Here is a 15,503-nt window from a genome sequence, read left to right on the forward strand (position 1 = left end):
TAAAAAAATATTCTGAGAATAGTCTTTGATAAAATAGATAAATCATATACTCAATTAGAATGCTTTAAATAAATTAAACTAACCAAAAATTATGGAGATAACTGAAAAGCTACTGATTGAATTACAAAATCGACTTAAAGTTGGTAGTCGAAGAGGTGTCCATTTAAATGCAATTCCTGCAAATTCAAGATATAAGTTCGATTTAACGAGATTATCTCATATTGATGAAAAACTACCTACAAATTTTATAAATTCACTTTTAACAGAGTTACCTTTAAAGTTCAAAATTAGTTGGAAAGATAATGTTCCAGATTTAAACTCACTTTTTGAAGAAGATCAAATACAGTTAGTAAAAATTACAAAATCTTTCGAGAATTTAATCAATCAAACAGATGCTATAGAATCGGAGAAAGGAATAAACACATTCGGTTTTGGTTTTCCAATACTTGTAAGAAGAGACGAATCAGATAATAAATTGACGGTTGCTCCTATTTTAATTTGGTCATTAAGGATAAGAAGAACAAAAGAATTTAATACTTGGGAAATATTAAGAACAGAAGATGACCCAATTTATATAAATGAGATTTTAATAAATCATTTACAAAACGATTCAAAAATAGAAATTAATCAAATTTCAACTGACTTTTTAGATGATGGATTAATTGATAAAAATGAACTTTTAGATATATGTGTAAACATCATTGAATCTATAAATAGCTCAATTCCAGATAATCTTCGCGAAACATTTGAAAAAAAGCTAAATGAAATAAAATCTATTCCAGAAAAAAAATATTATGAAAAACTACCATTAACATCTAATAATTCATTTATAGATTTTGGTGGTCTTTTTTCAATTTTTGAGGTTCAGAAGCAAAATATTATTCACGATTATGCCAATTTACTTGAATTACAAGGTGCAACAATTGACCTTGAGGATATGGAAGAACATACGTTTCAACCAATATCATCAGTGGAAACCGATCCTTCTCAACAAGGAATTTTACATTCTCTAAAAAAGTCTCGAAACATTTTAATTCAAGGGCCACCAGGTACAGGAAAAAGTCAATCGCTTACAGCAGTTTTAGTAAATGCATTAGAGAATCAAAAAAAGACAATCGTTGTTTGTGAAAAGCGAACAGCTTTAGAAGTACTTCATAATGCTTTAAATGAAAAAGGTCTTAATTATCAATGCGTTTTACTAAAAGATATTGTTAAAGATAGAAAATTAGCTGTTGATTCTGTGAGAGAGAGAGTAGACAATTCTTCAAATCGTCGATACAGATACTCTCACTCTAAAGAGACTTTAGATAATATTATTGATAAGTCAAAAAACTTAATTGATACAATAAATAAACAACACAAAAAAATAGGTGAAAATTTAGTTGGTAATAAAAATTGGAGCCATATTGTTGGTTCTCTATTATCTGAATTAAAAGACAACTCAGAAGATTACAATCTTGATTTAGCAAAAGATACATTCAGTTATGAATCATCTGAACTAAATCAATTATTAGAACTGATTAGAAAAGGTCAAAATTTATATGATGATTTTAGACCTCATTTAGACCTTTCATTTATCAACTCTGCAAAATTAGTTGGAGATAATCCATTTATTATAGAACAACAGATTGAAGAGGATTTTTCAATCTATAAAAAAGAGTTAAAAAAAGTATTAGATAACGTTTCAAACTATGAAGTAGAATATTATAAAATAAGAAAAGAACAATTTAATTTTCAAAAAGCATCAATTAGCTCTATTGAAAATTCTATCCAAAGCATTCTAAAAAAACACGAAGCAAATAATGATTTTTTAGATGAAAAAAAAACAAACGGATTTTTATTTAAAATAGTTTCAATATTTTCAAAAGAGAAGAAAACAACACTCGCAGATCAAAAAAATATAGGTTCTCTATATAACGATTATTCATTAAAAACTTATCACAGTAAAGACTTTGAAACCATTAGTTTTTCTAATTCTATTAAAGGGAATCGAGACATTCTTAAAAACTATAAACAAATTATTGAGAGAATTGATAATGAGTTTCAATCTAAAATCGAAAATGAGTACAAATTACTAAACTTAATTAAATCAACTGAAAAGGAATTTGAAACAGAACTTCTACAAACAATAAAAGCAAACTTCAGTAACTTAAAAACTATAATCAAAGAACAAAATTGGACTAACAAAGAGTTGAATGGAGATTCTCACAATGTGTTGAGTTCTCAAATTCAGAATTTAGTAGATTCAAAAGAACAATTTTTCGCAAATGAGAGTGATCTTTTTTCAATCGAGTTTAAGTGGTTTCAATTTTATAATGAATTGTCGGCTGAAAATAAATTAATCCTTGACCAATTAAAGAAAAAAACAAATTGGAAAAAAACATTTTTAATTTTCTATCTTAATTCTATGCTTGTAAATTCTGCAAACATGGATTTACCAACAAATGATAACGATCATATAGAATTAGGAAAATCTTTATCTGAACTTGAAAAAGAACAGATTAAATATATTAGAGAATATTGGTTTTCAAAACAAATAGATGCAACAAGAGATTTTGATGATAAGAACCCAAATTTAGCTGTTGAAAATCTATACAACAAACGAGCAGGTAAAAGACATAAACGATTATCTCTAAGAGAAATAGTAAAAATGGATATGGATTTATTTACTACTTTTTTTCCAATAATTCTAGCAACACCAGACGTAGCAAGTAACCTCTTTAAAGGTAAAAACCAATATTTTGATATTGTTATGTTTGACGAGGCGAGTCAATTAAAATTAGAAGATAATTTACCAGCACTTTTAAAAGGGAAACAAATTATCATTGCAGGAGATGAGCACCAAATGCCACCTTCAAATTATTTTAGCAAAATATTTGACGGTGTAATTGAGGATGAAGATGAATTTGAAGATGAAATAGATAAAATTAAAAACGATATAAGCAATTCACTTTCTGATTGTGAATCTCTTCTTGATTTCGCATCCGAATTAGGTTTTGAGAAAAAACATTTAGACTTTCATTATCGTTCAAGGCATCCCTACCTAATTGATTACTCAAATTATGCCTTTTATAATCAACGATTAAAACCACTTCCTAACGATTTTGAATATATTCCGATAAATTATGTACCTGTAAACGGCACATATTCCGATAATTCTAATGACGCAGAAGCTGAAACAATTTTATCAATTATTGACAACAATATTTCAAGACTACCTAATGGAGAATATCCAACAGTTGGAATAGCAACCTTTAACATCAACCAACGAAATCTAATTTTAGAAAAGATAAATCAAAGAAGAAAATTTGAGAAATATAGCGAATTTAATAATAAAATAATTGAGCTTGAAGAAAATGGTTTTTTTGTCAAAAATTTAGAAAATATTCAAGGAGACGAAAGAGATGTAATAATTCTCTCAACTACTTATGGTATTAATAAAGAAGGAAAATTTAACCAAAGGTTTGGCTCAATAAATCATCAAAAAGGATACAAACTTTTAAATGTTATCATTACAAGAGCAAAGTACAAAGTTTATGTATGCTCTTCAATTCCAGAAGATGTGTTTTTAAATTATAAAAAGCATTTAATAAATGAAGGTTCAAATAACCGAAAAGGTGCTTTATATGCTTATTTAGCCTACTCAAAAGCTGTTAGTGAGCAAGACAATGAAGCAAGAATTTCAGTCTTAAATATCCTCGCAGAGAATTCTACTAAAAACAAAACAATTGAAAACATAAATGAAGACCTAGAGTCACCATTTGAGGAAGAAGTTTATGAAGCTCTAACTGAACATTTTGATAAAAAAAATATAATTCCTCAACATCAATTTGCTGGTTTTAGAATTGATATGGTTTATGATACAAAACATATGGGACTTCCAAAGATAGCAATAGAATGTGATGGAGCTGCTTTTCATTCTAGCCAAGAGGCATATTTGCACGATAGACATCGACAAAAGATTCTTGAAGGAAACGGATTTGTATTCCATAGAATATGGAGTACAAATTGGTGGAGAAACCCAAAAATGGAAACAAAAAAACTTGTAGATTTTATAAAGGCTATTGAAAACAGTAGCCCATCAATATTTGAAGATAAATCAGAAATAGGACTAGCATTTACTGATGATGTTATTATTGTCAAAAATGAACTTTCAAGCCTTCAAATTGGTTTAGAAGAAACTATTGAAGTTGTTAATAAAGAAGACAAAAAATAAACAGAAATATTTGATTGAACTATTACTTTCAATTACAAAATGAAAGTAAAATATTAAAAAAGTTATCTAGTAAAACTAGATCAATATAATAAATCTAACTAAGTATTACAATTGCAAGATATTCAAGATTAACATTTAATACACACTTAACAAAAATAATTAGCAAATGAATGCAATAGACTTCATTATTGGAGCATTATTAGTAAATGCAATGCCTCATCTCATTTTTGGACTTACAAAAACTCATTTTCTAGGATTATTTGGATATAGTCCTAATGGGAATATTACCTATGCTATTCTTCAGTTTTTCCTTTGTGTTTTATTATACTATATCAATTATGATTATAAAGAATTATTAAATAATGGCTATTTAATTGGTGGAGTAACAGTTCTTGGTCTATATTTTATATTTGGAAAATTCCTTGTGAAGTTTTATGGAAAACAGAAAATCAACAAAAAAGATCAATAAGTAATACAAATTTTATAGTTTTAACTCATTGCAAGCCCACCTTTGTAAAAACTTCAAATTTTCACAAAGTTAAACCTATTACTTCAATTGTTTTTTGACCCCACCTAAGAGTTAAAAGTTTGCGTTATATTTGTAAGAACAAGTATCTATTAACCCTGACAAACTACTAAATTTAGAAAATACCAACATGAATAGCGAAAATAGTATTTCAAAAGATAAAAACATTCTTTTAGACCTAACAAATGGTAACAATGAATCCAAAGATTATAAATACTTAATAAATCATTTTTGTGGAACAATAGTAACGACTATTTCTGAAATTCAAATTCCTGTAAAGGATAAAAAAATCTATGTCTGTGGAGATATTGAACAACTTGAAAATGGAAACACTCCTCTAGATTTATATGTAATTAAAGAAATTTCTATTCATCATGAGAAAAGTAATAAAGAAAATATTCATCTCATCACATTAGGTAAAGTTCCTATTCTAATTAGTAATTCAGGGGTCTATTTTAGACGTTTTTTTGATGATAATGAGTATTTTAATAAGATAAAATCGGAACATGAATTTCAACATTTAACAGAATCCAATAAAGACGCTAAGGCATTAAGAAAAGGAATCTATTTAAGCGAAATAGTAAAAGAAAAGGCAGAAAATGATAATGAAAAATTACATTTTAATCTTTTACGATGTTCTAGTAATTTAACAGGACCTACTGATAATTTTCGCGAAACCGATACTACAATCATTACTACTTTAAATGACGAAATTAAATATCTTTTCGAAAAAGAAATAAAGCTAAATCATGTATTAGTACAGATTTATGAGAATAAATTGAAAACCGATGCAAATACAAAACAAGTAAAATCGAAAATTAAAGCCCATTCTGACAAAACAAAGGATATGCCAAAAGAAGGACTAATTGTTTTTTGCACTTTCTATGACAAAACCAATTTTGATCAACTAAAACCTTCTGAAACCGACAAATTTGATTGGGTATACAAACAAACAAGCGGATTGACCCGTTTGCATTTCAAATTGAAAAATACGGTTGATGATCCTAGTTTAGAAAAAGAATTTAGCGTTACATTATATCCAAATTCAGTATTTTTAATTCCACTTTCAACCAATAGATTATACACCCACGAAATTAAACCGTCCGTATTAAATGTAGATCAAATCCCTATTAGAATGGGCTATGTAATACGTTGTTCCAATTTAGAAGCTGTCTATATGAACAATCAAACCTATATTAAAGAAAACGGAAAACGGATTCAATTAGAATCTATGACTTCAGAAACCATGGAAAATTTACGTAATTCCTATTATGAAGAAAACAAAACAGAAAAGAAAGTCGACTATGGAAAAGTCCATTTCAGTATGAATTCTGGAGATTATGAAAAACCAATTTACTAAACAGAACACAATAAAAAATGCAAAATAACCAAGGTTTTTATACCATTGAATTGTCTTTAGAAAACAACCTATTTAAGGAATTATCTCAATCAATTCATTTCGAAAATATTACAAAAGGAAGAATTGGTAATCATTTAGTTAAAGTTGAGCAAGAGAAAATTCCATTAGTAAGAACAACAACTACATATACAATTCCGCCTCATTATTTTTTGCCATTACATCATCAAATTGTTGAAAAAATAAATGATACAATTGTTGAAAATGATAACAATGTTTTACCAAAACTCGATTTTAACAATGCACTAATCGAAATTTACGATAAAGAGTATACTACAATGAAATATCATTCTGACCAATCTTTAGATCTAAAAAAAGATTCCTACATTGGTCTTTTCACTTGTTATGAAAAACCAGAAGAATTGACAGCACAAACATTAAGAAAGCTAAAAATAAAAGATAAGATAACGCTTGAAGAGTTTGATATTCCACTAAAACATAATTCGGTTGTATTATTTTCATTGCATACCAATACAAAATTTTCACATAGAATTATATTAGAGCAAGTTCCAAAACAAAAGCCATTAACATCCGATAATAAATGGTTAGGTATAACTTTTAGAACATCAGATACCTACATTCAATTTAAAGATAGTAATCCTTGTTTTATAAATGGAGAACCATTAGTAGTAGCAAATGAAGATCAAAAAAGAGATTTTTTTAGAATTAGAGGTGAAGAAAACAGAAACCTAGATTTTACCTATCCTAAACTAGCCTATACTTTAAGTATTGGTGATACAATTGAGCCAAAAGAGAGTTTGTGAAATTAACCTAGTCTAAAGGGGCACTGCTTCAATAAAATTGATAGATTAAAAAAGGAACTGATTGGAAATTAAAAAGGTTAATAAATGAAAAAGGAAATTAAAAAAATATGGATAGAAAGCGAAATTAAAGGGCCTATTATTGGTGGTACTTTAGAAACAAATGATAATAGTGATGTAATTATTACATTTTCAGATGACACGCAGTTTGTAGCTACTTTTTTCACCTATGAAAACATTGAAATGCTAAGAAAAAAGAATAAAAATACAGGAGAATGTTTAAATGGAAAATACTTTTGGGCTTCAAATATGTTACTTGTGGATAAAATCAACATAAAAGAAGTTGAAGAAATAGTCAATCATTTGATAACTGAAAATGAATTTGAAAATACTTTCGAAAAAATAATCATTAATTAAAAAACACATAAAATATCTAAGAAATACCTTTTGTTAGAATTTGTATTAGCTTTGTCGCTTCAAATATGCTAATTTCTTTAATCTTAAAAGAAGGCAGTCGAAAAAAAGCCCCATTACTTTATAGAATAATTTTGGCAGTAGTTTTATATTACGAATTAACACTTAATATAAAAAAAGATAAGATATAAAAAATCCCTCGTTTTAGAGGGATTCATTTGTATTATAATTTTCTTCTAGCTCTTTCTTTCTTTATTAAATCAAGCTCTCTACTCGTTTGTCCGGCAACAGAAGTATTTTCTTCAGCTCTACGAATCAAATACGGCATCACATCTCTAACAGGTCCAAAAGGAAGGTATTTAGCAACATTATATCCAGCAGCAGCCAAATTATAACTAATATTATCACTCATTCCGAATAATTGACCGAAAAAGACACGAGAATCATTCTTCTCAAGACCTTTCTCATTCATTAATTCCATTAAACGATAGGAACTATTTTCATTATGTGTACCTGCAAAAATGGCCATTCTTTCAATATTATCAACCATATAAACAACTGCAGCATCATAATTATCATCTGTAGCTTGTTTAGTTGCACAAATAGGTGTTGGATATCCATTTTCCTCTGCTCTATTATTTTCTTTTTCCATGTAGGCACCACGAACTAATTTCATACCAATATAGAAACCTTCAGCTTTAGCCAAAGCATGTATTTTTTTAAGGTAATCCAATCGATCCCAACGGTACATTTGTAACGTGTTAAAAACAATAGCTTTTTCCTTATTGTATTTTCGCATCATGTTAGTAACCAAATCATCAGCTGCTTCTTGCATCCAACTTTCTTCACCATCAATCAACAATGCAACATCTTTATCATGAGCAATTTGGCATACTTTATCAAAACGAGCTACTACTCTATCCCATTCCGATTGTTCTTCAGCTGTAAAAGATTTCCCTTCACCTATTTTCTGATACAATGCAAAGCGTCCAAAACCTGTAGGTTTAAAAACAGCAAAAGGAATAGCTAAACGTTCTTTCGCAAATTCAATCGTTTTAATGGTCATATCTAACGCAGCATCAAACTGCTTTTCATCTTCTTTTCCTTCTACAGAATAATCTAAAACAGAAGAAACACCTTTAGTGAACATATTATCTACTACTCGCAAACAATCGTTTTCACTAACGCCTCCACAAAAATGGTCAAAAACTGTACTTCTTATTAGTCCTTCAACAGGTAAGTGCGCTTTCAATGCGAAATTTGTAACGGCTGTACCAATTCGTACAAGTGGCTGAATTTCAATCATTTTAAATAAGAAATAAGCCCTTTCCAATTGTGTATCACTTTTTAACTCAAAAGCAACTTGTGTGTTGTTAAATATTTTCTCCATCTGTAGTTAATAAATTTGAAGTGCAAATATACTTTACAGCGTTGTAATTTTAAATAAAAAATGCCTTATTTTGCAATAAATATAGAAAACAATTACAATGCAAACCATTCAAGCAAACAATTATAATGTTTTTTTTAAGGAAAACGGGTACCACTATTTATCTGAAATTTTACTAGTTGAAAACTATTCTAAAATTTTTATCATAGCAGATGAAAATACTTCTAGCCATTGTTTGCCTCGATTTTTATCATTACTTGCAACTGATGTCGAAATTGAAATCATCGAATTGGAAGCAGGTGAAGAAAATAAAAATATAGAAACGTGCTTGCAAGTTTGGCATTCTCTTACTGAACTTGGTGGAGATAGAAAAAGCATCATTCTTAATTTAGGTGGAGGCGTAATTACAGATATTGGAGGCTTTATTGCTTGTACTTTCAAAAGAGGTATCGATTTCATCAACATTCCAACTACCCTACTTTCTATGGTTGATGCATCAATTGGAGGAAAAAATGGTGTCGATTTAGGAAATCTAAAAAATCAAATCGGAATTATTAGAGAACCTAAAGCAGTAATTATAGACACACAGTATTTAGAAACATTAGAAGGTAATCAAATGCGATCTGGGTTTGCAGAGATGTTAAAACATGGATTAATTTATGACAGAACCTACTGGAACAAATTAAAAGACACAACTGCTTTAAATACAGAAGACTTAGACGATTTAATTTATGAATCAGTTCTAATAAAAAATAAGATTGTTTCTGAAGATATTTCCGAGAATGGTATCAGAAAAGCATTAAATTATGGTCATACATTAGGACATGCAATTGAAAGTTACTATCTTGAAAGTTCTGAAAAAACAAGCTTACTTCATGGAGAAGCAATTGCTATTGGAATGATTTTAGAAGCCTTTATTTCTAAAGAAAAAGGATTGATCTCTAATGAAGAATATCAAGAAATAAAATATGTAATTAGCGATATCTATGATTTTGTTGAATTTAATGAAACAGATATTAAAAACTGTATTGATTTGCTCATTTATGACAAAAAAAATGAGTTCGGAACAATCCAATTTGCGCTACTTGAAGGCATTGGAAGTATAAAAATAAATCAACAATCAGATAATGAATTGATTTACAAAGCTTTCAACGATTATAAATCATAAAAATATTTTAATTAGTAAATATAAAATAGCTTAAAAATATTTTTACATTTGCATTAGAATGAGAGACAATATTTTTACGATACAATTGGATGAAAAAATGAAAGGAAGAGCCCGAAAAGCATCTTCAACTTCTAGTATTATACATTCTCGCAATACACTTTTTATTCATTTATTTGAACTTTTAAAAGCTTTTAATGAAAAACTGCTTATAGTGTTTGCAAATATTAGGCTTTGAAAAATTAAAAGAGCAGCACAATTACTATTTTTTTAATTTTAAAACCTAATATTCAAATGAATACAAAATATTACGACTTAATAAATCAAACTTTTTATTTTCCTCAAGAAGAGTTCAAATTAAACAAAGACAATCTTGAATTTCATAATATTGATTTAATGAAACTGGTCGAACAATATGGTACACCTTTAAAGTTTACCTATTTACCACAAATTTCTAACAATATCAACAAAGCAAAAGGTTGGTTTAGAAAAGCAATGGAAAAGCACAAGTACGAAGGTAATTATCAATACTGTTATTGCACAAAAAGTTCTCATTTTCAATTTATTATGAATGAAGCTTTTAAAAACAACATTCATATTGAAACCTCTTCTGCAATAGATATTAACATCGTAGAAAATTTGTTAGCTGAAGGAAAAATTACAAAAAAGACCTTTGTAATTTGTAACGGATTTAAGCGTGATGCTTATGTAGATAATATTGCTCGTTTAATTAATAACGGTCAAAAAAATACAATTCCAGTAATTGATAACTATGAAGAGTTAGATCTTTTACAAGAACAAATTGATGGAAAATTCAAAATCGGAATTAGAATTGCAGCCGAAGAAGAACCTAAGTTTGAGTTTTATACTTCTAGATTAGGAATTGGTTACAAAAACATAGTTCCTTTCTACAGAAAACAAATTCAAGAGAATAAACAAGTGGAATTAAAAATGCTTCACTTCTTTATTAATACAGGAATTCGTGATACAGCCTATTATTGGAATGAATTATTGAAATGTTTAAAAGTATATATTGCACTTAAAAAAGAATGTCCTTCTTTAGATAGTTTAAATATTGGTGGTGGATTTCCAATCAAAAACTCATTAGCATTTGAATATGATTACCAATACATGATTGACGAAATCATAAATCAAATCAAAATTGCGTGCGATGATGCAGAAGTAGATGTTCCAAATATTTTTACAGAATTTGGATCTTTCACAGTTGGAGAAAGTGGTGGAGCAATTTATCAAGTATTGTATCAAAAACAACAAAATGATAGAGAGAAATGGAACATGATCGATAGTTCTTTCATTACTACGCTACCTGATACTTGGGCAATTAATAAACGTTTTGTTATGTTGGCGATTAACCGCTGGAATGATACCTACGAAAGGGTGCTATTAGGTGGTTTAACTTGTGATAGTGATGATTATTACAATTCAGAACAAAACATGAATGCGGTATACTTACCAAAATACAACAAAGAGAAACCATTATATATTGGATTTTTCAATACAGGAGCTTATCAAGAAACCATTGGAGGATTTGGAGGTTTACATCACTGTTTAATTCCACAACCAAAACACATCTTAATTGATAGAGATGAAAATGGAATTATTGCGACAGAAGTCTTCTCTGAACAGCAAAAGGCAGAAGATATCATGAATATTTTAGGATATAAAAAATAATAAACAGTTTAACGCGTAAAAAAGTTAGACAATTAAATATAAAAAATATGAAAGGACCTATTAGTCAATTTATAGAGCACAATTATTTACATTTCAATGCAGCTGCATTAGTAGATGCTGCAAAAGGATATGAAGAACATTTATTAGATAATGGAAAGATGATGGTAACTTTAGCAGGTGCAATGAGTACGGCTGAGTTAGGAAAATCATTAGCAGAAATGATTCGTCAAGATAAAATTCATATTATTTCTTGTACAGGAGCAAATCTTGAAGAAGATATTATGAATTTAGTTGCTCATAAATCATACAAAAGAATTCCTAATTATAGAGATTTAACGCCTCAAGAGGAAAGAAATTTATTAGACAATCATTTCAATCGTGTTACAGATACTTGTATCCCAGAAGAAGAAGCCTTTAGAAGACTACAATCTCATTTATTTGACATTTGGAATAAAGCAGAAAAAGCAGGAGAAAGATATTTTCCACATGAGTTTATGTATCAAATGATTAATTCTGGAGTTTTAGAGCAATACTATGAAATCGACCCTAAAGATTCTTGGATGGTTGCTGCTGCAGAAAAAAACTTACCTATCGTTGTTCCAGGATGGGAAGACAGTACAATGGGTAATATTTTTGCTTCTTACTGTATTAAAGGAGAATTAAAAGTATCTACTACAAAAAGTGGTATCGAATATATGACTTGGTTAGCAGATTGGTATCCAAAAAATTGTGAAGGAAAAGGAATCGGATTCTTCCAAGTAGGTGGAGGAATTGCAGGAGATTTCCCAATTTGCGTTGTACCAATGCTTTATCAAGATATGGAGATGCATGACATCCCTTTTTGGAGTTATTTTTGTCAAATATCAGACTCAACAACAAGTTACGGATCTTATTCTGGAGCAGTTCCAAATGAAAAAATTACTTGGGGAAAGCTTGATATCACTACACCTAAGTTCATAGTAGAGTCAGATGCAACTATAGTTGTGCCGTTAATTTTTGCTTATATTTTAGGTTGGTAATTTTTTTGAAAAAAAAATAAGAAAACAATTTGATAATTACCTTAAGGGTCTTACATTTGATAAAAATACCTGATTAAAACTAACCCAAATGAAAAGAGTAATTGTTGATTACGCAAAATTAACAAACGAAATTTTGACCCTTTTAGTTGAAAAATTTCCAGAAGGATATGATGATTCTGACATCATTCGTTTTAAAAATGTTAAAAATGAAACAGTTGAAGCTGTTGAAGTACGTACTGAAGATACAATCTTCTTAGTAAAAGTAAGTACTAAACTAGCCGACAGAATTGAAAATTATGATGAAGATGATGAAGATGATTCTGCAGATGATTCATTAGAGTCATTAGCTGATTTAGAAATCGCTGATGAAGCAGATGAAGATGAAGATTAGATTCAATAAAAAAGGTATGCAAATCGCATACCTTTTTTATTATAAATACCTTTCTTTAATAACTAATATATGATGTTTTTCGTGACCTAAAATAATATAGCCTAATCCACGAACAGAAACTGAATTATTTGATGCATTACCTATACGCATATATTGTTCCTCTGTAAAGCTAGAAAATAATGCAATTGTTGCTTTTCTAACTAAAATATATTCTTCTATTAAATTTTCTAAGCTTCTAGTAGTAGCATTTGCATTATCAACATATTCATTCTCATCAAATCCAGGAATTAAAGTTGTATCATTTCTAGAAATTCGTAATGCTCTATATGCAAAAATGCGTTCCACATCTATTAGATGCAATAAAACATCTTTAATTGTCCATTTTCCTGTAGCATATCTAAATTCATGCTTATTTTCTGGAATATTTTTGAAAAAGGAAACAATTTCTTCTTCTTGTGCTTTTAAACCTTCTACAATGTTTTTAACAAACATCGATTTGTTGACGTAATTTGCATAAAAGGGTGCAAACTCATTTTGATTGAATTGTATCATATAAAAAAATCCCGATTAAAAATCGGGATTGAATATTAAAGTTCTTTAAAAATAGTATGCATTAATCGTTTTTTGTCGTTGATACTCTCTTCAAGAGAAATCATTGTTTCCGTTCTATACACACCATCAATATCATCAACCATGAAAATAACTTCTTTTGCATGTTTTGTATCTCTCGCTCTAATTTTACAAAAGATATTAAACTTTCCAGTTGTAATGTGAGCCACTGTCACATAAGGAATTTGATTAATTCTTTCTAAAACGAATTTAGTTTGAGAAGTATTATGAAGAAAAACTCCTACATAAGCAATAAAAGAATAGCCTAATTTTTCATAATCCAAAGTTAAAGATGAACCTTGTATAATCCCTGCATCTTCCATTTTTTTCACCCTAACGTGTACTGTACCTGCAGATATTAACAGCTTTTTTGCTATATCTGTAAATGGAACCCTTGTGTTGTCAATCAACATGTCTAAAATTTGATGATCAACTTCATCTAAACGAAACTTACTCATAAAAGTATATAATAAATTATGTAATACAACGTAAAACTATACCTCATATTGCTTACCATTTTTAAATTTAACTTTTTCACCAAAAACAAAGTCTGCCTTCGCTCCTATTTCAGGTAAATTAGAGATGTTACAATTGTAAACAATCTCATTTAAATCAAATTCAACATGTCCGCTATGATTTTCTAAATCTTCAATTTGAATTATTCGAGCTTCAAACTCAATGACATCCAAATTTAAGACTTCGGTATATTGAGCTGCAAAGTTAATAGTTTTTTTCTCTGTATTATCAATAAAATTCACATTTTTATAAAGAAAATCGTAAAAACACTTAGAATTTTGCGGAATCTTCAAATAGAAATCCAATTCGTTTTTAACTATATCGTTTTCGTTTGTCTGTTTAAACGACTCAAACAAAGAGCAGAAGATGAATTTTCTTACTTCATTTCGATTATAATCGTCTTTATAGTGTCCAGCTTCAAAAAGTATCGTTGGAACGCCTCTAAAAGTAAAATAATCACCAATACAGTTCACATTAAATGAATCATCAAACCTCCCAACCTGATTTGGAATGAATTTTTGTAAATTATCATTCATTCTATTGATGATTTTAATAGCTTTTAAGCGTACATCATTGAATTCTCTTGACTCATTATAAGCAGGTGCTAAAAAAGAGACTGTAGCGGGTAAATTATAGGTTTCTGTACCGAAAATTGTACGTTGATCATGTAAATTATAACATAAATCGGGTTTATAATCCTCAAAAACACTCCTTAAAAGCTTACTTTCTGGTTGTGTAATCTCAAAAGCATCTCTATTTAGATCAATTTCATTCGCATTTACACGAGTGTAAACCTCTGCCCCATCTGGATTTAGTATTGGAATACAGTAAAGTGTGTATTTTGTATAGATTTCTTTTGAAAAATCGGTATCAGAAGATAAATAATTAAAAAAATCAAACAGACCTTTAGTAGTTGTGGACTCATTTCCATGCATTTGCGACCAAATTAGTACTTTAATTGGTCCAATTCCGTATTCTACGCTATAAATAGGCTTGTCTAACACTGATTTGCCAATAGTTTTTACTCTAAATTGGTTGGGTAACTTCTTCATTAATGGTAAAATATGATTATTTGTAACATATCTCCCCTTTAATTCATTCTCTAAATGTTCTGTTGCTAATTGTAAATTGTTCATGACTTAAAATTATGTTACAAATGTAAACAAGATATATTTTACATTTGTAAACAGTCGAATTGTAATTTATTATAACAATTGTAAACAGTAATTTATCTCTGTACTAGCTAATTATTATGTTATTTAACAATTATAAACCATGTTTTACTTATTGTTATTTAAATAACTGTAAATCAGTAGTTGAAACACCTAAATAAGAAGCTTTAGTTTAAGTAAAAAATACTTTTATTTAGTAATATTTGCTAATGTCAATC

Annotated in this window: 13 protein-coding genes; 9 read left to right on the plus strand and 4 right to left on the minus strand. The window is 28.7% G+C overall.

Going from position 1 to position 15,503, the window contains the following annotated elements; genetic code table 11:
• The first annotated feature begins 91 nt into the window (after positions 1 to 91).
• The 5 genes from L2Z92_RS17190 to L2Z92_RS17210 all read left to right on the plus strand — a co-directional run bounded on the left by L2Z92_RS17190 (position 92) and on the right by L2Z92_RS17210 (position 7,337).
• The gene (locus tag L2Z92_RS17190) at positions 92 to 4,216 is read left to right on the plus strand and encodes an AAA domain-containing protein (RefSeq protein WP_236455802.1); all 4,125 of its coding nucleotides are present in this window, start codon (positions 92 to 94) and stop codon (positions 4,214 to 4,216) included.
• Between the two features lie 166 nt (positions 4,217 to 4,382).
• Positions 4,383 to 4,685 carry a hypothetical protein gene (locus L2Z92_RS17195; RefSeq protein ID WP_236455803.1) on the plus strand — a complete coding sequence of 101 codons (303 nt, stop codon included), beginning with the start codon at positions 4,383 to 4,385 and terminating at the stop codon, positions 4,683 to 4,685.
• A 187-nt stretch (positions 4,686 to 4,872) separates the two neighbouring features.
• On the plus strand, positions 4,873 to 6,102 hold the full coding sequence (locus L2Z92_RS17200) for a hypothetical protein (RefSeq protein WP_236455805.1): 1,230 nt from the start codon (positions 4,873 to 4,875) through the stop codon (positions 6,100 to 6,102).
• Between the two features lie 17 nt (positions 6,103 to 6,119).
• Positions 6,120 to 6,923 carry an alpha-ketoglutarate-dependent dioxygenase AlkB gene (locus tag L2Z92_RS17205; protein WP_236455807.1) on the plus strand — a complete coding sequence of 268 codons (804 nt, stop codon included), beginning with the start codon at positions 6,120 to 6,122 and terminating at the stop codon, positions 6,921 to 6,923.
• A gap of 84 nt (positions 6,924 to 7,007) precedes the next feature.
• Positions 7,008 to 7,337, plus strand: coding sequence for a hypothetical protein (locus L2Z92_RS17210; protein ID WP_236455809.1), 330 nt, complete (start codon positions 7,008 to 7,010; stop codon positions 7,335 to 7,337).
• A gap of 220 nt (positions 7,338 to 7,557) precedes the next feature.
• On the opposite strand, the gene L2Z92_RS17215 is transcribed toward L2Z92_RS17210, so the two are convergent.
• Positions 7,558 to 8,724 (minus strand): proline dehydrogenase family protein, encoded by a 1,167-nt coding sequence (locus tag L2Z92_RS17215; RefSeq protein ID WP_236455811.1) that lies wholly within the window; start codon positions 8,722 to 8,724, stop codon positions 7,558 to 7,560.
• Positions 8,725 to 8,821: 97 nt separating this feature from the next.
• Here L2Z92_RS17215 and aroB point away from each other — a divergent pair, with 97 nt between their 5' ends.
• The 4 genes from aroB to L2Z92_RS17235 all read left to right on the plus strand — a co-directional run bounded on the left by aroB (position 8,822) and on the right by L2Z92_RS17235 (position 12,988).
• Complete coding sequence (aroB, locus tag L2Z92_RS17220) at positions 8,822 to 9,889, plus strand: 3-dehydroquinate synthase (protein WP_236455813.1); 1,068 nt, start codon at positions 8,822 to 8,824, stop codon at positions 9,887 to 9,889.
• A 291-nt stretch (positions 9,890 to 10,180) separates the two neighbouring features.
• Positions 10,181 to 11,578 carry an arginine decarboxylase gene (locus L2Z92_RS17225; RefSeq protein ID WP_236455816.1) on the plus strand — a complete coding sequence of 466 codons (1,398 nt, stop codon included), beginning with the start codon at positions 10,181 to 10,183 and terminating at the stop codon, positions 11,576 to 11,578.
• Between the two features lie 47 nt (positions 11,579 to 11,625).
• Positions 11,626 to 12,597 carry a deoxyhypusine synthase family protein gene (locus tag L2Z92_RS17230; RefSeq protein ID WP_236455817.1) on the plus strand — a complete coding sequence of 324 codons (972 nt, stop codon included), beginning with the start codon at positions 11,626 to 11,628 and terminating at the stop codon, positions 12,595 to 12,597.
• Between the two features lie 88 nt (positions 12,598 to 12,685).
• Positions 12,686 to 12,988, plus strand: coding sequence for a hypothetical protein (locus L2Z92_RS17235; protein ID WP_236455819.1), 303 nt, complete (start codon positions 12,686 to 12,688; stop codon positions 12,986 to 12,988).
• Positions 12,989 to 13,027: 39 nt separating this feature from the next.
• Here the strand turns inward: L2Z92_RS17235 and L2Z92_RS17240 are convergent, their stop codons facing one another.
• Genes L2Z92_RS17240 through L2Z92_RS17250 form a run of 3 tightly spaced genes read right to left on the minus strand, consistent with a single transcriptional unit; the run spans position 13,028 to position 15,249 of the window.
• Entirely contained in the window at positions 13,028 to 13,540 is a 513-nt protein-coding gene (locus tag L2Z92_RS17240) for a DinB family protein (RefSeq protein ID WP_236455821.1), read from the minus strand.
• Between the two features lie 35 nt (positions 13,541 to 13,575).
• Positions 13,576 to 14,055 (minus strand): Lrp/AsnC family transcriptional regulator, encoded by a 480-nt coding sequence (locus L2Z92_RS17245; RefSeq protein ID WP_236455823.1) that lies wholly within the window; start codon positions 14,053 to 14,055, stop codon positions 13,576 to 13,578.
• Positions 14,056 to 14,091: 36 nt separating this feature from the next.
• Positions 14,092 to 15,249, minus strand: coding sequence for a M14 family metallopeptidase (locus L2Z92_RS17250; protein WP_236455825.1), 1,158 nt, complete (start codon positions 15,247 to 15,249; stop codon positions 14,092 to 14,094).
• Positions 15,250 to 15,503: the final 254 nt, after the last annotated feature.

The sequence above is a fragment of the Flavobacterium jumunjinense genome (assembly GCF_021650975.2).
In the GTDB taxonomy this organism is placed as follows: Bacteria; Bacteroidota; Bacteroidia; order Flavobacteriales; family Flavobacteriaceae; genus Flavobacterium; species Flavobacterium jumunjinense.